Genomic DNA, 20,113 nt, shown 5'->3' on the forward strand with positions numbered 1-20,113 from the left:
AAAATACTAACTTTTTGAGCGTTTTAGACTGAAACAGGCGCACTTTTTTCATTCCAAAAAAGGCACTTGTCTTTATATGTCAATGCTTTTATATTTAATCAGCAAGCCCTATTTAGCCCTAATATTAAGTCTGATTAATTAGCCATAATAAAAATGTTTTATAGCGTTTCTCAAATTAGTGATATACAGTTGTTTTTCTTTTTTTCTATCCCCTGTTTCTCGAATTACTACTCCCTACTCCCTAAAACAAACGAATGCGCGTACCTCACCAATATGAGAATTGCTATATTAAGTAATTAACACAGACTGAATGACTTTTTTTGATAATTATTAGCTAGTTATTGTTAATTATTCTTATTTTTACTTCTCCCCCACCTGCCCACTCCCCCAGGGCTAATTCATTGTCGTCAGAGAATATTTATATGGATATGAAATACATTTAATTGTGCAAATATTAAGAATCTCCCCATCTCCCTATCAATTTTTCTAAGCGTGACAATAAATTGACCCTGCTCCACTCCCCCGCTCAAGAAAATGTAGCAAACATTTATCAAATTGGTATAAAGGACTAGAGCAAAACTACAAACAAAAAATTATTTCGGCAACTTATATTGCCCTACAATTTTCTTGGCAAACTCTGGCACATGAGCCTCTAATTTTTCTGGATGATTCCGCTTAACATAAAGATAATTACGAGTGAAATGGGAATCAATAGAAAACCGCCCATATTCCAAACCTTTAGGACCGATTTTTTCAATAACAACTCCCATTAATTTTGCAGCCCACATCGGCAAAGTAACAGCTTGGTCATAAGCCGGAATACTTTGTTGAACAGCATTTTTTCTATCTCCCTGAGACATTACAGGTTGAGTATCTAACTGATTCATCACCAAATCTAACATTTGTTTTCCAGTCTCATTCCTAACAGTAATCCACTGCCAACCAAAGGGCGCTCCCATATATCCCACGACCAAATCTGCCAAACCATTTACATAGTCAAAACAACTCATACAAGAAGGAGCAAAAACATCTTTTAATTTCTTAGTATTCAACCCAAAAAATGGCACTTTTTCTATCGTTCCATCCTCATGTTTAAAATGTACTCGAAAGTCTTGCATAAATTCATAATGCACCACAGTTTCTGGTGACTTACTCGTAGTATCCAAGAACTTTTGCAAACCCTCTCTAGTCACATTATCCACACAGGGAGTCCCCAAAACATAGAGCTTTTCTAAACCTAATTGTTTTTCCACCGCTCGTAATGCTTGAATCTGACAACCAACCCCAATTACTAACAGTTTTTTCATGCCAGAATTTTCAATTTCTTCTAATACCGAAAGATTAGGAGAAAGAGTCGGTTTATTCACTTTTGCTGCCAATACTTCCTCTGGAGTCCGGGCAATAACTGGCATCGGTTGAAAGCGGTCTTCCTTAGTATTTTGCACACAGACAACACCTTCCACAATACCTTGATTCAACATTTCACAGGCGAGCGTACTCACAATACCAGTCCATTGTGCGCCTTCAATAGGTTGTTTTTTGCGAGCTGCCATCATATCTTGATGAACGCCGAAATAAGTCTCATTATCATTATCTAGGTTGCGAGTGCGTCCATGAGTTTGTTGTTCGAGGTTGTCAAATTGTTGATTAAGAAATGCACAAGCATCCTTGACATAATGGATATAATATGTATCGCATAAACCACATTCGCTACAGAGTTCCTTTGCAGGGCGACGGGCACCAGGTCTAAGTGCTTTAGCTTTCTTGTGTTTGGGGGTGTTTGGAGTTGAGATAGTCATTGAAAATTGATTTTTTAAACTGAGTCACTTTTATTTAGGATACCACTTTTCAGTTATCAGTTATCAGTATGGAGAGGTCTATTAGACATCTGGTAAAAATCAAAAATAAAATCAATTATTATCCATAAATTATCAATTACTCCCCTCCTGGGAGGGGTTAGGGGTGGGTTTCCCCTGTTCCCTGTTCCCTGTTCCCTGTTCCCTCTTTTCTGGAGAGGTCTATTGACAAATTCTTAATATGGAACGCCAAAAATCTCCCGTTCCCAAATCTTCTCCCCCATGTTAGAACTAATATTGTAGTAATCTCTCAAAGACAACCGATGGATATTCCCAAATTTAGCAGGAAACTAAAAGAGGTTCGGTAATGAGCGTAAATTACATTTTAAGCCAATATATAGACGAAGCAATGTCCGAAGCAGTTTACGATAAACTCGAAGATGGCACTTTCGTCGGTAGAATTCCATCCTGCAAAGGCGTTATCGCATTTGCACCCACACTGCGCCAGTGCGAGAATGAGTTACACTCGACCTTAGAAGATTGGATTCTAATAGGGTTGAAACTCCGTCATGCTCTGCCAGTTATTAACAACATCAATTTGAACGAGGAACCAACCCGTGATCCGGTGGACACCCTTTGAACAATTAATAATTAATAATTAATAATTAATAATTACCTCTCCTTGAAAACAGATAGGATTGACGATGATGATTCGAGAAATTGAGGAAATTATCGCTCGTCCTATCTCCCTTGATGAGTGGGTGACTTTATAGTTACTCCAAAGCGATCGCTCCTGCCAAAACCAAGCACATTTGATAGGCTCAATTTTTATCTTAAATGCGGTTAAATAGTTGTCATTGCTAGCAATTAGAGCTATAATACAATATGGATAAAAATAGCCTTAGCCAAAAGGAAAGTAGAGAAGTCTATGCCTATTTATAAGGAAGTAGTAAGTCAAATTCACCGCCTTACCAAGGCCGAACAATTCCAACTATTAGAAGAATTAAAAGCAATAGTGGAGAACTCCATAGAAGCAGAGACAGAAGAAGAACTCATTTCTCCCGCAGAAATAGCTGCCAGCGAAACCGCATGGCAAGATTACTTAGCAGGTCGCGATCGCGGCAAATCTCTCCAAGAACTAGAATTAGAATTATTTGGGAGGAAGCTTGAGTGAGTGGAACTTAATAATTCTCAAAGCTGCCGAGAATTACCTAAAACGTTTGCCTTTACCAGACCAAGAGCGCATCCTTCGGGGTCTGAAGTTACTAAAAACTGACCGAACAATGATAGACATTAAGCCCCTCAAAGGTCGTCCCGAATGGCGGTTGCGAGTAGGTAAGTACCGGGTGCTGTTTATAGAAGACCAGGAGAACTTAGCTTATATTGTCACGGTCATCGGTCCTCGGGGAGATGTTTATAAGTAAGAGGGTCGCTGTACTGCTATAATATACTTTCAAAAATTCTCTTTTTGGGTATTCTAATTTATGGTCAAGCCTCCTAAACAGACCTTATTAGCTGTGCTGAAAATAGCTCTGGTGTCTACTTCTTTGCCTTTAATAGTAACAAGTTTGTCTCCATTATACCCAAGCACTAAGCAAATTAATAGTCTAGTCTTTGCCCAAGAAAATATTAAGCCTAACCCTCAACCTACTGCTAGTCTTGAACCAAAAAAGACAAGTCAACCCACCGAACAAAAAACACAGGAAAAATCGGAAAATTCTGATGATGAGAAAGACTGGGAAGGGTGGTTAATTTTAATTCCTGCGCTGATGAGTTTGTATTTGTTAGTTCTCTGGGTTCGCCCCCTATGGTTATTGAAGCTACCTGCGGAATTAAAGATACCGGAAACACCCAAAACTCCAGAGCTGAAACTACCTGTTGGTATTTTACTTTTTCTCAAGTATCGCCCCTGGGTACTAGATGCTTGGGTTGAAAAACATCTGGAGACTTTTCAAAAGAAGTTTCTGGAGAACGAAACTGTTTCGGAGCGAAAAGATTATGTTTCACTTCCAGTTGAATTAAATACTCAGGAAATTGATGAACTGACAGCGGAAACCTTGAGCGAACCTTTTAAAAAGGAAAAGCGAGTGCGGCTGTTAATTTGGGGTGAAGGAGGCTCAGGAAAAACAACTATTGCTTGTCAAATTGCTAAATGGGCAATGAAAAAACAGCATCAGTCTAAAGCTTTAGCTAAACATTTGATGTTACCAGTTTTAATAGAGAAGGAAATTGATAATACTGGGGATGGCATCAAACCGATAATGGAGGCAATGATGGCAGAAATTCAGGAGTTGATCGATAACGAACAAATGATAGTTGATGAATTATTGGTTAAACAACTCCTGCGACAGCGCCGAATTTTATTGATTGTAGATGGTTATTCGGAGCTGAGTCAGGAAACTCAAGATAAATTTAATCCCGATCCGAAAGAGTTTCCGGCAAATGCTTTAATTGTCACTTCTAGAATAGAGGAAAATTTCCGGGGTATTGATATTAAAGTTAAAACTCTTCGGTTTGATGGAGGAAAGTTAGCTTATTTTATCGAGCAGTATTTGAAGGAGTGCGTTAAGTGGCATTTGTTTGAGGCAGATCAAGAAGAATTTTTACACGAATGCGCTCAACTTGCACGCATTGTTGGGGAACAAAAGACTATTACTGTTTTGCTGGCAAAGCTTTATGCTGAGAAGATGATTAATAGTAAGGAAAATAATTTGACCTCGGAGCGTTCTCTCGACAATATTCCCGATCTGATACTTAACCATTTAGAAAAGTTGAACCGTCAAGGAGAAAGAGAGACTAAGAGCGAACATCCTACAATTAAACAGGATGCTCAACTAATTGCTTGGAAATGTTTGGAGGAAAATTATAGACCATCCTATGCGGAGCGGGAAGCAGTGGTTAAAGCTTTTGACGAGTTGGGGAGAGATGATGCAATTTTATGTCTTGAGTATTTTGAGAAACATCTGCGACTGCTTAAGTCTATTGGATATGGTGAAAGAAAAGACAGAAACAAAATTCGCTTTGCTCTCGATCCGTTGGCGGAATATTTGGCTGCACTATATTTGGTAGAGCAGAATAAGGATGAAGAGGAAAAGTGGCGGGAGTTTCTGGTAACAGCAGAGGAAAAGTTGGGTAAGGAAGAAATTAAAGGCTTTTTGTTAGCAGTGAGAGATTGTTGTTTGGCAAAAGGTTCGGAGGTGAGAGTACCCAGTTTTGTAGCAGATGAAATTGGGAAACTAGCAGGATTAGATTTGGAAGCTTTACAAAAAGAGTTAGAGAGGCAAAGAATTAAAAGGCTTGTCCGCAATTTGTTTGCTCCAGGGGCAACGGTACAAGATAAGGTAGACGATCTGGAAAAAATTGGAGCTAGTGGTTCGGTGGCTAAATTTGTTGCTCTTGATATTGTTAAATTTCTAAAAGATGAAGACGCAGAGGTGCGTTTTTCTGCTGTAAATGCGTTAGGGAAATTAGGCAATCCTTCTGAAACTGTGTTGCAAGCTCTTTTACCTTTACTTCATGATGAAGATTCAATTGTGCGTGAATCTGCTGTAAAAGCATTGGGCAACTTAGGCAATGATTCTGAACCTGTAGTGCAAGCTCTTTTACCTTTACTTCAAGATGAAGATTCAGAGATGCGTTATTTTACTGTAGAGGCGTTGGGCAACTTAGGCAATGCTTCTGAACCTGTGGTGCAAGCTATTTTACCTTTACTTCATGATCACCTTTTATCTGTGCGTGAATCTGCTGTAAAAGCATTGGGCAACTTAGGCAATGCTTCTGAACCTGTAGTGCAAGCTATTTTACCTTTACTTCATGATGAAGATTTAGAGGTGCGTTATTTTACTGTAGAGGCGTTGGGCAACTTAGGCAATGCTTTTGAAGCTGTGGTGCAAGCTCTTTCACCTTTACTTCAAGATGAAGAGGCATGGGTGCGTTCTTGTGCTCTAGAGGTGTTTGGCAACTTAGGCAATGCTTCTGAAGCTGTGGTGCAAGCTCTTTTACCTTTACTTCCAAACTTACTTCGAGATACTGATTCATTTGTACGTTCCTCTGCTGAAAAAGCATTAGAAAAGTTAGGCATTAATTCAGAATCTGAAAACTAGAAAACCCAGTTGTTCAATTAACAAATATTTTACAGAAAAAAAATGATGAAATTAACAGAAATTAGACAACAAGGATACAAAGCACTAATAGATTCATTAGGTGTTGTAGGAATGTTACGTTTTCTCCAAGAACTTGGTGCAGGTTCGGTCGATTATATTAAGGAAAAATATCAATTATAGGTACCTAAATTTGAGGATTTTAATAGTTTTTCAGGCAACAAAAAACTACACATTCAAGGAGCAAAAATCAAATGTATTACAGTGATTTAACATTACCTAAAATCCAACAATAATTTTCCTTAAAAATCAATGAAAAAGTCGATTATCTTGCCAACATTCCAGAAGTCAAAGCAAGCGATTTTTTAAAACAAATATTACAAAATAACTTACCATTAGCTTTAGCAATTAATACAGAAAAAGCTCGTTCGGAAATGATTATCGCCCCAATTTTAATAGAATTCAGGAAAATCATGAATAATCAAATTAGCCTGTTTTCCGGAACAGAATTTAACGTCGATACTGCCAGAGGATTAAATGGTACTTGTGACTTTCTCATTAGTCTAGACCCAGAACAACTATTTATTAAATCTCCAGTTTTTGCCATTGTAGAAGCCAAAAAAGAAAACTTAAATGCCGGGTTAGGGCAATGTCTCGCAGAAATGATAGCAGCACAAATATTTAATCAACAACAAGGCAATCAAATTTCCACCATTTACGGCGTCGTCACCACTGGGAATATTTGGAAATTATTAAAATTAGAAAATGCAGAAGTTCACATCGATCTAACAGAATACTTTATTAATAACTTAGAGAAAATTCCCAAAATTTTCTCCCTGGGAATTAACAGTAATTTGCCAAAGTAGCAAAATTTGTAGATGCGTTAGACGGCGAAAATTGAGACTATGAAAAACATTTAACAATCTGTCGTAACGCACCATTAAAGAATAAATTAATTGCTATAATATCAAAAAAAAACAAAAAATCGACCGAAATTAAAATTACTAATTTTTGACTCTAACAAGCAGGAAATTGTAACATGGAAAAACTAAATTACCCCGAACTGGTGCAAAAAATTTTGACCGAAAGTTTCTTAGGAGAAGATATCTCTCCAGATACAGAAGTAGAAGCTGTTTTCGATACGGTGCGCGATCGCTATCTAGTCGTTAATCTAGGTTGGGACAACCACAAACGGGTATATGGGACCACAGTTCATGTGGATATTAAGGATGGGAAAATCTGGATACAACAAGATTGTACCGATATCGGCGTTGCCGACGAGTTGTTAGCAGCAGGTGTGCCCAAGACAGATATAGTTTTGGGTTTTCAATCTACCTATCGGCGACAGTTTAGCGGGTTAGCTATCGGTTAGGACTACAGCGCTACGCGCAAGTCAAAAGTCAAAAGTCAAAAGTTAAAAGTAATATCTGACTGAGTTTGAGCATTTAAAAATGTCCTAACCTATTTGCGTAGTGCTATAACTAATGAAGTAAAATAATAATATAGCAAGGAACGAGTTGGTTAGGACATAGACTAATGATAAATCTTAGATTAGGCAATGTTTTTCCCACTGTTGCCTGTTGCCTGTTGCCTGCTATACAGGATTAAATTCCCCTCAAAAAACTTTCCCCTGGTAACGACAAATTCTGTAGTTGACTATTGACCCAATTTGCTGCTGCTAACCCAGAAGCGAAAGCACCTTCAATATTATCTCCGCCACACCAGTCACCTATACCTACTAATGGCAAAGGCAACTCTGTAGTCAGACAAGAAACAGCTAAAGGTTGACGACAAAAAGCATAACGCCACCGATGCACTTGCAACCATTCTGGAGATTTTAACCATGGCATTAACTGTTGCGCTGTATACTCTAGTAATTCTTGCCCCACTGGTTGTAAGTCTGTGGTGTCGATATGAGTAGTGGCAAACTTGGCGTTGCTTTGAACGACAAACACAGGTTGAGTAGAATGAGGGCGTTTACTGCTATCAACACCCACCCAAGCAAGATAGTCATCATTAGGAAAAGCAAGCGATCGCCACTCCGGTAAATTTTCCTGTAGAGCAGGAGAATATCCCGCCATCACAGTAATACATGGGTCATATTCCACAAAACGCAAATTATTGAGAAATTCCGGTGGCGTTTCAGCAACAGGTTTTTCTAAAATCATTAACGCTTGAGGTGCAGGGATAGCTACAACAACTGCTTTAGATATCGCTTCTACAGGTTTTTCAGTCGCAGCATTATTAGTAACTTCCAGACTCAGATGCCAATTTTTGTCTGCTGTCGCCTGCATAGTTTCCACTCGCCTACTAAACCAAACCTCTAAATTTTGGGCAAGAAATTTACCCACAGAGTTCATTCCCTGGGGCGTAATATAACAATCTTTGGTAATAGGAAGTATTAACCCCTGGGGTTGAATTAGTTCATAAATTTTATCAGTCCAAAGTTGCAGAATGTGCTGGGAAGAAAGGCCATTTTTTTTTCTTTCTAGATAATTAATTAATTGTTGCAAAAATTTACCTTTGGGTTCAAGATAACGTAGCCCATGATCTACACGAGTTCCTGATACACGGCGAGTTGCCATCCGTCCCCCCGCTCCCCGAGACTTTTCCACTACCACCACCGAATAACCAGCCTGCTGGAGTTGTTGAGCGCAGACTAAACCAGCCATACCAGCACCAATTACTGTAACATCAAATTGTTGCGATCCCATCATCATTTTCCTGGCGACAATAGATAGTTATGTTATAATAACTTGGCACTCAACCTTAATTCGGTAATTTGCCTCTCAAACTAGAGTAATTATAACTAAGTCATGCTTGGTGGGTGTGGAGGAATGTAAGTTGAATGAACTAAGAGCAGCACTAGAATTAGCAACAGAAGAGGAGTTACAGCAGTTAACAGAACTTTTGTTTGGGCGCGGAATTAATCCTTTGGATTATTTCCAGACTCCTCTACCCATAGATGTACAAAGTCGCGATCGCGATGCCTGGTTAGACGCCCTAGAGCAAAGATTTTGTTATCTGGTGGCAGATGGCATGACGGTATTGCGAGGGCGCACTCAACAAATAACCTATCGGCAAGCCTTAATCAAAATTTGTCGTTATCTGAAAATTTCCTACTCTCAAGAGCTTTCAACTATAGATTTAGAAGCAGAGGTATTTCTTCATGTTTTAGGTCAGGCATGGAAACGCCTACCAAAATCAGAACAAGAGGTCTTAAGCCAAAGTATATGTCGATCCCTGGCCGAATCTAATGTGCCTCAGCCTTTACCAATATTAATACAAAAAAATCCATTAAGTTTACTATTGAAAGGTGGTAGTGCTTTGGCCGTGAGTTCGATTTTGAAACCCATTTTACTTAAGGAATTTGCCCGTCAGTTTGCCATTCATTTTGCTAAATATCAAGTAACAAAAGCAGCATTAGTTAGGGGTGGGGCAACCGCAGCAGCTCAGTTTCAAAGTCACATAACTATGCAGATGGCTAATCGAGGTATGGCCATAAGTGCAGCTCGTTATGGGGCAGCGCGGACAGCTTTAAGCTTTTTAGGCCCGATGTTGTGGACTTGGTTTTTGGCCGATTTGGGTTGGAGAGCGATCGCTACAAATTATGGCCGTGTGATTCCTGCTGTTTTTGTTTTGGCCCAGATTCGGTTGTTGAATTAGGGTGGCTAGACACGGATTATGCCACGGATGTACGGATGATGGATAATAGACCTCTGCAAAAATGCCGATTTGGATTGGAGAGCGAAGGATGCGTTATAATTTAGGTTTTATTTTAGAGTTATATAAAGCTCTAAAACAATTTAATTATTATTAGAACTATATACATATAGTTGAATAGAATAGCAGTTCAATTTAGTAATTACAGAAAATTGCCATTAGAGTAATTGAACTAGGAAATAAAATTATAGTAGAAGAAATTTAAAATTATCAATCAATATCTATAAAGTGGCTCTATATTATAGAATGAGTAAAATACCAAACAAATCTATTGTTTGAATTACCAGTGCTTAGGAGAGCAGAAATGAGTATGAATATTCAAGGTATAGTTAGTTCTGTTAAAGAAGAGCTAGCTCCTCAGTTCGAGGAAAAATTACGCAGTTATTTAGTACAACAAGACCGAGAATGGTTAATTGAGCAAATTATACGTTTAACTTTAGATTCTTTATATATAAAAAAGAAAGATATTAAAGCTATTCAAGAACAAAAAGCTCAAGAGAGGCTTTCAAGAATAGAACGCCTAAAAGATATGGCACTGGATAGAGAAAAATTAGATTATTTCCTCAAAAAGCATGAAAAAAGAGACCGCAATCACCTAATAGAAGCTGGATATTTAATTAATAATCCTCCAGAAAAAGGAACTGACTTAATAACAGAAAAATATCGTAGTAACCAGGGTAATGAATTACTTATTCTAGCTAAGGATGTGCTTTTTGCACTACTATTTGGGGATGAAAGTAATCATGTTAAATTTACGAGAATTGAACAGGAATTATTAACATTAACTGTGCCCAGATTCAAATCTAAATCATTAAATTTTATGAAAGCAACAACAGAAATTAGTGGTTTGGGAACCTGGCAAGATCCGGATAGTGTATCTAATGATTCACGGGCAGATAATATTATTTTGCAGGTCGAGTATGGAGAGATAGAAGGAGAATTAATAGGCGATGGTATTGTAACTTCTTTAAGCTTAATTAATAATCTAGAAATTAATGAGCAAATTCTCTATGCAAGGATGATAAATGTTGAACAAAGTACCTTAATTACTTAAGTTTGTTAGGACTTAGGTGATATTGTCCTTTTCGTCAAAATCAAATTTATATTTTGAACTTGTTTTTGCTACAGTCCCCATAAGTATTACCGAAAAATTGTGGGTATGCGCCTCCCCTTTTAAGGGGATAATAAAAAAAAATTTTCATGAATTTGTCAATCCTCTTCTTTTCAAGGAGAGGTAATTATTCATTATTCATTATTCATTATTCATTATTCATTGTTGAACACTGTTCCCTGTTCCCTGTTCCCTGCTATAACTGAAAGCCTTTGAAATTCTGACTCCTGACTCCTGACTCCTAATTACTCTAACCCTTGAGAAACAAAACCTGCCCAATGATAGGGATGTTTGAAATTTTCCCTTTTCCGAAGTTCAAACTGAGCTTTTCGTAATGCTTCCGGGCGAGTTTCTCCCTGGTTGCGGAACTGATAATATAACTGGCAAAACTCAGCAGTGGATTTGTCTTCCACTGACCACAATGTACTAAGTACACTCAGGGCGCCTGCACTGAGGAAACCTGCTGCAATACTTAGAATGTCGTCGTTAAGTTTGTTGCTAAAAGTGAGGTTAGTTTCGCAACAGGAGAGGAAGACATCAGTTAATTTTGGTAAACGCCAGGTAAACACATCTCCAAGGGTGACATCCCCATCAAATAAATGTAGTTTTGAGTCTAGGAGGTTGATTAAGTCGGCGCTAGCGTGATGACTCGAATGGAGAATTTGTACTTGTTTTGCCAGTTGACGGTAGTTGTTTACTGTTGCTTGTTGATATTTGAGGTGCAGGTTATTCGGCACTTGGAACATTTGCGCGAGGTTTTGGCATTCGTACTCGCTACCTTCGAGGTCGCCTGTGGCATTTTCGACTATTCCCATTTTTGGGGAGTCAGTGCTTTTATTGCGGTTATCGCAATAGCTGAGTATTTGACAACTGGATACGACTCGCAAACGGAATTTGTCACTTAGATAGGTTTTGGATATAGTTGTGGTTTGGGTTTGAGTGGGGCGCGGATTAAATTTCATGCCTTTGGTATTATCCATAGGTAGGTTGTCTGCGATGGTCACAGTTTCTGTTGTGATGGGTAAAGCAGCAAATGGAATTTGATGCAGGAATATATGAGGCACAATAATTAATTCTTTGATGTCTGTGAGATGTTTGGTAATAAGTTGATTTAGTTGTAAGCGTTGGGCGAGTTGTTGGAGAAATTCTCCCATGAAGTGCGGAATGTAGGACTGAAGATGATGCCATGGGGAATGTTTGAACATTGTGGTTTATTCATATGAAAACCGCTGTAATGTGGGAGTTGCTATTGTGGAAGGGTGGCAAAACCCAAATTAAGGTAGGGGCGAATGCCATTCGCCCTCAAATGGCGCGTTCCGCAAAGCTCCGAATGCCGCCCTCACTCGATAAGCGTGTCCGTGCGTAAGTCCTGATATATGTGTAGGTTGGGTATCAGCAGGAAACCCAACAACTCCTCTTGTATCTGTGTAGGTTGAGTTGAGTCAGCTAAACACAAGAAGCATTTTGGGTTTGTTGGGTTACGCTAGCGCTTAACCCAACCTACATTCTTTGTCCTGCTATATCTTCAATATTTTTTAATAATTATTATAGCAGTCAAAGCAAAGGGCGCAGACATATCAAAAACTTAAAACTCAGACAACGCTAAGTTTTTCCTTCTTCCTTCTGCTATAGCAGTCGAAGCAAAGGGCGCAGACATATCAAAAGCTTAAAGCTCAAACAAAGCAAGACTTTTGCTTCTTCCTTCTTCCTTCTTTCTTCTTCCTTCTTCCTTCTGCTATTCTGCCATTTCTAAATAGCAGTGTTAAAATTACCAGTGTATTGAGCAAAAGTCATTAGCATACAGTGGAAAAATATTAATAATAAGTTAAAAATCTTTAACTTCCACATTGTCGTATTATCTTTTGTCCATACATTCTGCACTAATAATATCTAAAGTCTAATATGAGTGGTACTATTACTCCTTCCCAACCAAATATTAGTCAGTTGTCTGACACTAAAACGACATCTTTAACCTCCGGTTCTGTAGTAGGAGATTTCTTCCAAGAAACTCTAGCATTAACCCGTCGGTTATTTATCCAACTAAAACGACGCCCTTCGACATTAATAGCTGGAATTATCCAACCCCTGATGTGGTTAATCCTATTTGGGGCACTTTTCCAAAATGTACCTCAAGGTTTATTTGGCGAAAGTCAAAACTATGGACAATTTCTCGGTGCTGGTATTATTGTCTTCACCGCTTTTGCAGGTGCTCTTAATGCTGGTTTGCCAGTCATGTTTGACCGAGAATTTGGCTTTCTCAACCGCCTATTGGTGGCTCCATTAACATCCCGCTTTTCTATTGTCTTAGCTTCAGCAACCTTTATTGTCACTCTGAGTTTGATTCAGTCAGCAATAATCATCGGTGCTGGTGCATTTTTGGGCGCTGGATTACCTGGTACATTAGGATTAGCTACCATCGCCCTGATTGTCCTAATGTTGGTTTTGGGCGTGACAGGTTTAAGTTTGGGTCTGGCCTTTGCTTTACCCGGTCACATTGAACTTTTGGCAGTTATTTTTGTCACTAACTTACCTTTACTATTTGCTAGTACTGCTCTAGCACCTCTATCTTTTATGCCTAATTGGTTACAGGTAGTGGCAAGTTTAAATCCTTTGACTTACGCGATCGAGCCGATTCGCTATTTGTATCTACATAGTGACTGGTCTATTGGTAGTATAATCATGGAAACACCTTTTGCTGATATTTCTTTTGGTACAGCATTGTTGGTACTTTTGGTCTTTGATGTAGTGACTTTAGTAGCAATTCAGCCTTTATTACGTCGTCGGTTTGCCTAAATTGATTCGATCGGGTGGTTCATTAATTGATAATTGATCATGGATAATTGATAATTACCTCTGGTTAAAACCGTTCTGACGCTAAAAATGTAGTAGCGTTAGACTCCTAAAATGTTGCATCGGGTAGGGGTGGGTTCCACGTTAAGTTAATTGCTCAACATTAAATTTGGATAAACCCGCCCCCTCCCCAATAATCTAATGCTACCGTAAAATAATATCTCTTCTTCAAACAGACCAAAAAAGTTGTATGCTATATATCTAAAGTTTCCTAAAAAAACGACGATACGACCTATGTCTACTCAACTTTTGACAAAAATCATTTTTAGCACCTTAACCACAGGAATAATAACTATATTCCTACCTCAGCCATCTTTTGCTGAATCTTATGAAACTAATACAGTTAATCCTCTAAAGGATTTGCAAACCGTAGATAACCCAGATCCTTTCAGTGGTTCCGGTGGGTTGAATATGTTCGACATTATTCATAACTCAAGACTGGGAAATAACCGGAATATGAAAGAGTATATGCTCGAACAACGTGACAGTATTAATGATGCAGCGACGCAGTTTCGCAATAAACAGCAGCAGCTAATAGAACCATCACAGAATGCTGTCGGTGATACTCCTGCTTCTACCGTAGGTGAGAGTGAAGTTAATCCTTAATCGACCACATAGTATAGTTATTTATTCCAACGATCGCTCTGTTCCTCAAATCAGTATTTAAAGATAAGAGTCTATAATTGTATTGTAGGGGCGAATAACCATTCGCCCTTACGCATTGTATGAGGATCGACTGAATTATATTATTCCATGGAGCAGGGTTATTCTGCGTCACTATCATAGGAACATCTGTAAGGCTGATTCCTCCCTGGAGGCGAAACCAGTAGTCAGGTTTTCTTCTTCAAGTCCCTCTATAGGTTTTTCAATGTTCAAGCGAATCACAGGCTTTTGTTGTTGTGGCATCAGATTTTTCTTGGCCATCGGATTATTCCTCTGTGTATTTTTAGCTTAATTTGCTTGCATTTTAGGTTTATGAGTCACTACTGTCAAGTTAATGAGCTTAACTTAAGTAGCTATCAGCATTTTCCGTACCGGAATGCTCTGCAAACAGCACTCAGCTTTCAGCGCGCTAAAAGCTTGGGTTTAAATCCTCGACTTCCGCTCTTACCTTTTCCTCCACTTTTATGACCAAGAGAACGACGCAAAGCACTGAGGGTTTTGGCACTACCGAAACTATGAGTAGCATTGTAGGTATGGATTAGAGAATTATTTGGGTCAGAGGTTCGTACTAAAGCACTGACAACTCCAGTAACGGGACTTATTAGTTGTTCGTAGCGTTTTGTTGTTTGGTCGGGAGTGAATACGCGATGACCGCCATCAGAGGTAAAATGTTTTTTGCGACTGGTGAGAGTCAGAGGATAAAATGCCATGTCTTTGAGTAATTTAGGATCGCCGCAAGCTTGACATTGAGGTCGTTTACTCAAAATATGAGTTTCTGTGGTCAGGTTTGTCTAGTTAAAGGTAATCACTTTTCCAGCGAGGGTAGTAAAGTTAGGCATTTCCACCCCACATCTTTGTACTATCCATTTGGCAACTTCAGTGGTTATTAGATTGATGGCAGTTGCCATAGTTGAAGGTAGGTAACCATAAAGAAGTAGGGAGACATCCAGAAATTTCTCTTTTACTCGCACTAGATTTTTTGGTCGAAAGAGATTTTTGTTTCTGTCGCAAAACTGCAGCTTCAACTTCCCGATGACCGCGCAAACGTTGAGCTAAACATTACACATCTCCTCCAAATGAGGGAGTAGGCAGCTTTGCTGTAGGCAGTAGGGAACCCACCCCTCGCCCCTCCCCCTCCCAGGAGGGGAAAGAATTGATAATTTCTGTGTGATAATTGATTTGATTTTTGATTTTTACCAGATGTCTAATCCCAACATCCGGTATCTTCTGGTTCAAATATCGAACCTAACTACAGTAACCCTCCCACAGGTTTTGCCAGCAACCAAGGTTGATGAGCACAGACTGCGGTTTCATTAATTTTCGCAAGTTGTGGTTGAGTGATAGAACAGTGGCTCAATCAGAACAAAACTGGACGTAGGGGAGCATCCAACACCTATAGCAATGTCGCCATGGAGCTGGCTACCCTTGCTACTTTGTTTAGCTTGGCAGGACGACAAATTGAGGGTTTCTTGGAATCTATATTTGAATTGATGGGAATAGACTTGCCAGTACCAGACCATAGTACCTTGTGTCGTCGCTTGAGTAAACTGAACATCAAGATACCTATATGATCAGCAACAGAAACCATGCACTTGGTACTAGACCCTACGGGGGTCAAAGTGTATGGCGAGGGAGAATGGAAAACTAGAATTCATGGTGTGGGCAAACGTCGGACATGGCGTAAGCTCTATTTGGGGGTTTCGGAGGCAACTGGGGAGATAGCTACTGCTATGGTAAGTACCAACGATGTTAGTGATGAAGAAGCATTTTCCGAGCTACTAGATGCTCTAGAAGGAGAGATAGCTCAAGTATCAGGAACGGGGTATACGACAAGTATAAGTCTGATGAAAAGGCTAGTCAAAGAGGAGCAAAAATCACGATTCCTCCACGAAAAAATGCCGTGATTGGGCAACATGGCAACTGTAAAGCTCCACCCCATCCCAGAGATGAGAACCTCAGACGCATTCGTCAAATAGGACTAAAGAAATGGAAGCATGAAAGTGGTTACCACCGACGCTCCTGATCCGAGACCACAATGTTTCGGCTCAAAGTGATGTTCGCAGGTAAATTACGACGACGGAAATTTAACAATCAAGCAGTGGAGTTATAGCAATGAGCGCTGGTATATTTACAAATTGCAGGAGTGGCCAAATAGCTAAAAATCTTATATTATCGTTTTTTTATTCCCCTCTTGGGAGGGGTTAGGGGTGGGTTCCCTGTTGCCTGTTGCCTGTTGCCTGTTGCCTGCGCACAGCGCTATATTGATACAATGTGCCCTCCTCAACCGTATAATTACCGTATGATTCAAGATTGTAAGCCAGAAAGTTACAAAGTACAATTCTAGTTCATTCCTCTACAGGGGTGATTTTTGTGATCGCCACCTTCATGCAACAAAGCCTATTTTCTGGTATAATTTTACTTCTCAATTTACTTTCACCCATTTCTATAACCACTCAACACTTATGTTGTAAAGAAAAATTATCGTTTTGTTAGATTTCTTTAAACCATGAAGTAACTCGAATATAAAAATGACCCTGATTTTGCTTTCTGTGTCTCATTACTTCAGCACTATTTATAATATTAAGTAAGTAAGAATAAATGACGTAAGAAAGCAAAAAAATAACTCAGACAACTACAATTTTTAGAAAAGCCTAAAAAAAATCAAAACAAATTAAGAAAAAAATATGTTTAATGCCACTGAAATATTAATTAATTCATTTGTCGAAAAAATTAAAGATGGCTACCGTCGCACTTACGGCGGTCATAAATCTAACTACGAAGAAATTATTGGTTGGGCAGGAAATATGGCACTAGAAAATATTGCCAATAGTGATGCCCTTTACCATAATGTAGAGCATACAATTCTGGTGACTCTTGTAGGCCAAGAAATTCTACGGGGAAAACATATTCGAGAAGGAGGAGTTGCCTGCGAAGATTGGTTACATTATATTATTTCCTTAGTTTGCCATGACATCGGATATGTAAAAGGAGTTTGTCGGGCAGACAAAAAAGGATGGTACGCTACGGGTAGGGATGATGAAATGGTTAATTTGCCATTAGGTTGTACGGATGCTAGTTTAACTCCTTATCATGTGGATCGGGCAAAATTATTTATTAATGAACGATTTGGCGGTCATAAACTAATTGATGTGGGAATAATTAAACATAATATTGAGTTAACACGCTTTCCTGTTCCGAAAGAATCAGATCATCAAGATACTGTTAATCATCCTGGTTTAGTACGAGCGGCAGATTTAATTGGCCAGTTAAGTGACCCCCGCTACCTCAATAAAATTTGTTCTTTATATTATGAATTTGAGGAAATGGGTTTCAATGAAAAAGTAGGGTATAAAAATCCTAGCGATCTGCGCGATAATTATCCGCAATTTTTTTGGCAAGGAGTTCTTCCTTATATAAAAAATGCTCTGAAATATTTGTCACTAACACAGCAAGGTAAGCAAATTATTGCTAACCTTTACTCCAATGTATTTGTAATAGAGCATGATTCTTCTATGAAGGTTGCTGTTTAGAAATTAGGGAGCAGAAAGAAGAAGGAAGAAGGAAGAAGGAAGGAGGAAGAAGGCGTTTAGTTATCTACTAGAGAAGGAAGGACAGAAGCAGCGAAAAATCTAGCATTGTCTGAGTTTTAAGCTTTTGATATGCCCGCGCCTTTTCCTTAAACTGCTATAAAATTTTGTTGAGATAGGCAACAAGAAACAGAAAATATCTCTAATACCATTTCTCAAAAACTTTTCTACATTTTCATGAGTAGGGGACCCACCCCTCGCCCCTCCCCCTCCCAGGAGGGGAAGTGGGGGAGTGGAGTAGAGGTAAACACAAGAATAATTAACATTAACTTGGCTAAAATTAGCAAAAAAGTGATTCGGCTATTTTTAATTACTTAAGAACTGAAGTTTGACCTAAGTATAGCGTTACTTTTGGGAATTGGTATAATGCAAAATTCAGTTATTATTGGCTAATTACTTAAATCCTAAAAACCTTTACCTCTAAAGGCTTAAATTTTTTAATTATTATTTTATACCAGATCATGGATTTAGATAATGTTGCAAATTTTCACAGACAAAAATTTCAGGTGAATATTTCCAATAATCAGTTTGAAGTAATTTGTGACAGGCTAAAATTATATACAAAACTGAGATTTGATAAATGTTGAAGCTGTCTAAGCTATTACCAATTACTAATTACCAATTACCAACTTTATGAATGTCAAATTTTCACCTATTCAACAATTTCTAATTACATGGTTATTATTATTAGTAGCAGGATGGTTGACAATCGGGGCAATTAGTTATGTAGGTGAAATAGTTAGTATTCTAATTACAGCAGGATTAGTGGCATTTTTGTTAAACTATCCAGTATCTAAACTACAAAAAATTTTGCCCCGAAGTTTGGCAGCAGGTTTAGTATATTTAACGGCTGCTTTAATAATATTAGTTATCGGCCTAACTATTGTTCCACCAGTTCTTAACCAAGCTCGACAATTGTGGTTGAAATTTCCAGACTTATTAGAATCGGCCAGATGGCAATTAACAGAATTTCAAACCTGGAGTAAAAATAATAACTTACCCTTTGATTTCGGGATTTTACAACAGCAACTATCAGCAAAAGCTCAAGAAGAAATACAGGCGATCGCTACTACCAGTTTTGGTTTAGTCTTAGGCACAGTTAACTGGTTTTTCGACTTAATTTTAATTTTAGTAATCTCCTTTTATATGCTCTTAGATGGAGAAAGAGTTTGGAATAATCTGACAAGTATTATTGCTCCAAAAGTACGAGATGTATTTACAAAATCCCTAGAAGTTAATCTTCAAAGTTTTATCTCTGGACAGTTGTTATTAGGTTTATTTATGGCAACTACTTTATCTTTTGCTTTTTGGTTTCTTGGTGTTCCCTATTTTCTACTATTTGCAGTCTTTATCGGGGTAATGGAATTAATTCCATTTATTGGCGCAACTTTGGGCATTGGCACTGTAGGCAGTATAGTAACATTTATTAATTGGTGGTTAGCTTTAAAAGTCTTAATCGTGGCGATCGCTCTCCAACAAATTAAAGATAATATAGTTGCCCCTAGAGTCATGGGTAATTTAACCGGACTTAGCCCAGTAATTATTTTTGCAGCGTTACTATTAGGTGGTAAAATAGGAGGGCTTTTGGGAGTAATATTAGCAATTCCGCTCACTGGAGTTTTAAAAAGTATTGTGGAAGTGGTGCTAAATCCAAAATTACCACCCCAAACAGGCTCTTTCTTTTATAATCCTATGGATGAAGAAAATGAAGTATCAGAAATAGAAATAAAACAATTAAATCAATAAGTTTCTCCCTAACTTATTACGCCTTATTTCTTTCTTTTTATCTCCTTCCTTATCCCTAAATTATTCCTTCTTTCTAACTTTTTAGGCTCGTAGTAGGGCTTTAGCCTTTACAATACTTATAATCAATAATCATTCCAGTTAAGATTGAGGCACTTAACCTTGACATAATCCTTAAAAATAAGAGATTTATCCATCTCATTTTTATTTTAAACTACTATAAGTATTAGGGCTAAAGCCCAACTAAGAACAAAAACCTTATTATTAGTAATTATCCGATAGGGTAACTCCCCTGGAGGGGACACGCGATATTATTTTCTTACTTCTTACTTCTTAAATATGAAATGGTGGAAAAATCTTAAAAAAAATCCTTTAGCAAGATTTGGTGCATTATTACTATTAATTTTTTATCTGGTAGTAATTGCTGCTGACTTTATTGCTCCATACGACCCCTACACATCTCAACCCAATGGTTCCCTACTACCACCTACTCAAATTTACTGGCACAACCAAGCAGGTGAGTTTATTGGACTCCACGTT

21 protein-coding genes and 1 pseudogene are annotated in these 20,113 nt (G+C 38.4%); 16 read left to right on the forward strand and 6 right to left on the reverse strand.

From position 1 onward, the window contains the following. Window positions 1-593: 593 nt before the first annotated feature. Complete coding sequence (locus F6K27_RS26665) at window positions 594-1,799, reverse strand: Coenzyme F420 hydrogenase/dehydrogenase, beta subunit C-terminal domain (RefSeq protein ID WP_287275520.1); 1,206 nt, start codon at window positions 1,797-1,799, stop codon at window positions 594-596. Window positions 1,800-2,163: 364 nt separating this feature from the next. Between F6K27_RS26665 and F6K27_RS34070 the strand changes: the two genes are divergently transcribed. The 7 genes from F6K27_RS34070 (at window position 2,164) to F6K27_RS26695 (ending at window position 7,268) form a co-directional block, all read left to right on the forward strand. Further along, window positions 2,164-2,436: a type II toxin-antitoxin system HicB family antitoxin gene (locus F6K27_RS34070; RefSeq protein WP_287275522.1), complete on the forward strand. Its 273-nt coding sequence runs from the start codon at window positions 2,164-2,166 to the stop codon at window positions 2,434-2,436. 288 nt (window positions 2,437-2,724) lie between these two features. Beyond that, entirely contained in the window at window positions 2,725-2,970 is a 246-nt protein-coding gene (locus tag F6K27_RS26670) for a hypothetical protein (RefSeq protein ID WP_287243970.1), read from the forward strand. After that, window positions 2,963-3,220, forward strand: a complete 258-nt coding sequence (locus tag F6K27_RS26675; protein ID WP_287275523.1) for a type II toxin-antitoxin system RelE/ParE family toxin — start codon at window positions 2,963-2,965, stop codon at window positions 3,218-3,220. Before F6K27_RS26670 ends, F6K27_RS26675 begins: the two co-directional genes overlap by 8 nt. 60 nt (window positions 3,221-3,280) lie before the next feature. Continuing rightward, entirely contained in the window at window positions 3,281-5,899 is a 2,619-nt protein-coding gene (locus F6K27_RS26680) for a HEAT repeat domain-containing protein (protein WP_287275524.1), read from the forward strand. Window positions 5,900-5,941: 42 nt separating this feature from the next. Next, window positions 5,942-6,079 carry a hypothetical protein gene (locus tag F6K27_RS26685; protein ID WP_287275526.1) on the forward strand — a complete coding sequence of 46 codons (138 nt, stop codon included), beginning with the start codon at window positions 5,942-5,944 and terminating at the stop codon, window positions 6,077-6,079. A gap of 290 nt (window positions 6,080-6,369) precedes the next feature. Continuing rightward, window positions 6,370-6,762: a hypothetical protein gene (locus F6K27_RS26690; RefSeq protein ID WP_353736076.1), complete on the forward strand. Its 393-nt coding sequence runs from the start codon at window positions 6,370-6,372 to the stop codon at window positions 6,760-6,762. Between the two features lie 173 nt (window positions 6,763-6,935). Then, entirely contained in the window at window positions 6,936-7,268 is a 333-nt protein-coding gene (locus F6K27_RS26695; protein WP_287275528.1) for a XisI protein, read from the forward strand. Window positions 7,269-7,500: 232 nt separating this feature from the next. Here the strand turns inward: F6K27_RS26695 and F6K27_RS26700 are convergent, their stop codons facing one another. Continuing rightward, window positions 7,501-8,613 carry an NAD(P)/FAD-dependent oxidoreductase gene (locus F6K27_RS26700; RefSeq protein ID WP_287275550.1) on the reverse strand — a complete coding sequence of 371 codons (1,113 nt, stop codon included), beginning with the start codon at window positions 8,611-8,613 and terminating at the stop codon, window positions 7,501-7,503. 127 nt (window positions 8,614-8,740) lie between these two features. On the opposite strand from F6K27_RS26700, the gene F6K27_RS26705 reads away from it, so the two are divergent. Next, window positions 8,741-9,562 carry a YaaW family protein gene (locus F6K27_RS26705; RefSeq protein ID WP_124144645.1) on the forward strand — a complete coding sequence of 274 codons (822 nt, stop codon included), beginning with the start codon at window positions 8,741-8,743 and terminating at the stop codon, window positions 9,560-9,562. A 361-nt stretch (window positions 9,563-9,923) separates the two neighbouring features. After that, complete coding sequence (locus F6K27_RS26710) at window positions 9,924-10,673, forward strand: hypothetical protein (RefSeq protein WP_287275530.1); 750 nt, start codon at window positions 9,924-9,926, stop codon at window positions 10,671-10,673. 302 nt (window positions 10,674-10,975) lie between these two features. Here F6K27_RS26710 and F6K27_RS26715 read toward each other — a convergent pair whose 3' ends face one another. Further along, a complete protein-coding gene (locus F6K27_RS26715; RefSeq protein WP_287275532.1) occupies window positions 10,976-11,935 on the reverse strand; it encodes a CHAT domain-containing protein in 960 nt (319 codons plus the stop codon). Window positions 11,936-12,632: 697 nt separating this feature from the next. Here F6K27_RS26715 and F6K27_RS26720 point away from each other — a divergent pair. After that, complete coding sequence (locus tag F6K27_RS26720; protein WP_287275534.1) at window positions 12,633-13,523, forward strand: ABC transporter permease; 891 nt, start codon at window positions 12,633-12,635, stop codon at window positions 13,521-13,523. A 291-nt stretch (window positions 13,524-13,814) separates the two neighbouring features. Then, window positions 13,815-14,186: a hypothetical protein gene (locus F6K27_RS26725; RefSeq protein WP_287275536.1), complete on the forward strand. Its 372-nt coding sequence runs from the start codon at window positions 13,815-13,817 to the stop codon at window positions 14,184-14,186. 174 nt (window positions 14,187-14,360) lie between these two features. Here F6K27_RS26725 and F6K27_RS26730 read toward each other — a convergent pair whose 3' ends face one another. The 3 genes from F6K27_RS26730 to F6K27_RS26740 all read right to left on the reverse strand — a co-directional run bounded on the left by F6K27_RS26730 (window position 14,361) and on the right by F6K27_RS26740 (window position 15,214). Further along, complete coding sequence (locus F6K27_RS26730) at window positions 14,361-14,504, reverse strand: DUF5837 family cyanobactin class RiPP (RefSeq protein ID WP_161564480.1); 144 nt, start codon at window positions 14,502-14,504, stop codon at window positions 14,361-14,363. A gap of 140 nt (window positions 14,505-14,644) precedes the next feature. Then, window positions 14,645-15,007 carry a TOMM precursor leader peptide-binding protein gene (locus F6K27_RS26735; RefSeq protein ID WP_287275537.1) on the reverse strand — a complete coding sequence of 121 codons (363 nt, stop codon included), beginning with the start codon at window positions 15,005-15,007 and terminating at the stop codon, window positions 14,645-14,647. Between the two features lie 27 nt (window positions 15,008-15,034). Then, window positions 15,035-15,214 carry a hypothetical protein gene (locus F6K27_RS26740; protein ID WP_287300934.1) on the reverse strand — a complete coding sequence of 60 codons (180 nt, stop codon included), beginning with the start codon at window positions 15,212-15,214 and terminating at the stop codon, window positions 15,035-15,037. A gap of 366 nt (window positions 15,215-15,580) precedes the next feature. On the opposite strand from F6K27_RS26740, the gene F6K27_RS26745 reads away from it, so the two are divergent. From F6K27_RS26745 to F6K27_RS26765, 5 genes and pseudogenes are all read left to right on the forward strand, one after another. Next, a complete protein-coding gene (locus F6K27_RS26745; RefSeq protein WP_287275539.1) occupies window positions 15,581-15,814 on the forward strand; it encodes a transposase in 234 nt (77 codons plus the stop codon). Between the two features lie 15 nt (window positions 15,815-15,829). Then, window positions 15,830-16,147, forward strand: coding sequence for a transposase (locus F6K27_RS26750; protein WP_287275540.1), 318 nt, complete (start codon window positions 15,830-15,832; stop codon window positions 16,145-16,147). Window positions 16,148-16,927: 780 nt separating this feature from the next. Beyond that, a complete protein-coding gene (locus F6K27_RS26755) occupies window positions 16,928-17,773 on the forward strand; it encodes an Npun_R2479 family HD domain-containing metalloprotein (RefSeq protein WP_124145258.1) in 846 nt (281 codons plus the stop codon). Window positions 17,774-18,463: 690 nt separating this feature from the next. Next, complete coding sequence (locus F6K27_RS26760; RefSeq protein WP_287275541.1) at window positions 18,464-19,576, forward strand: AI-2E family transporter; 1,113 nt, start codon at window positions 18,464-18,466, stop codon at window positions 19,574-19,576. Window positions 19,577-19,912: 336 nt separating this feature from the next. Beyond that, window positions 19,913-20,113 (forward strand): annotated as a pseudogene (locus F6K27_RS26765) (ABC transporter permease); the annotation flags it as partial.

Origin of the sequence: Okeania sp. SIO2F5 (assembly GCF_010692685.1) — a bacterium.
Taxonomy (GTDB): Bacteria; Cyanobacteriota; Cyanobacteriia; order Cyanobacteriales; family Microcoleaceae; genus Okeania; species Okeania hirsuta.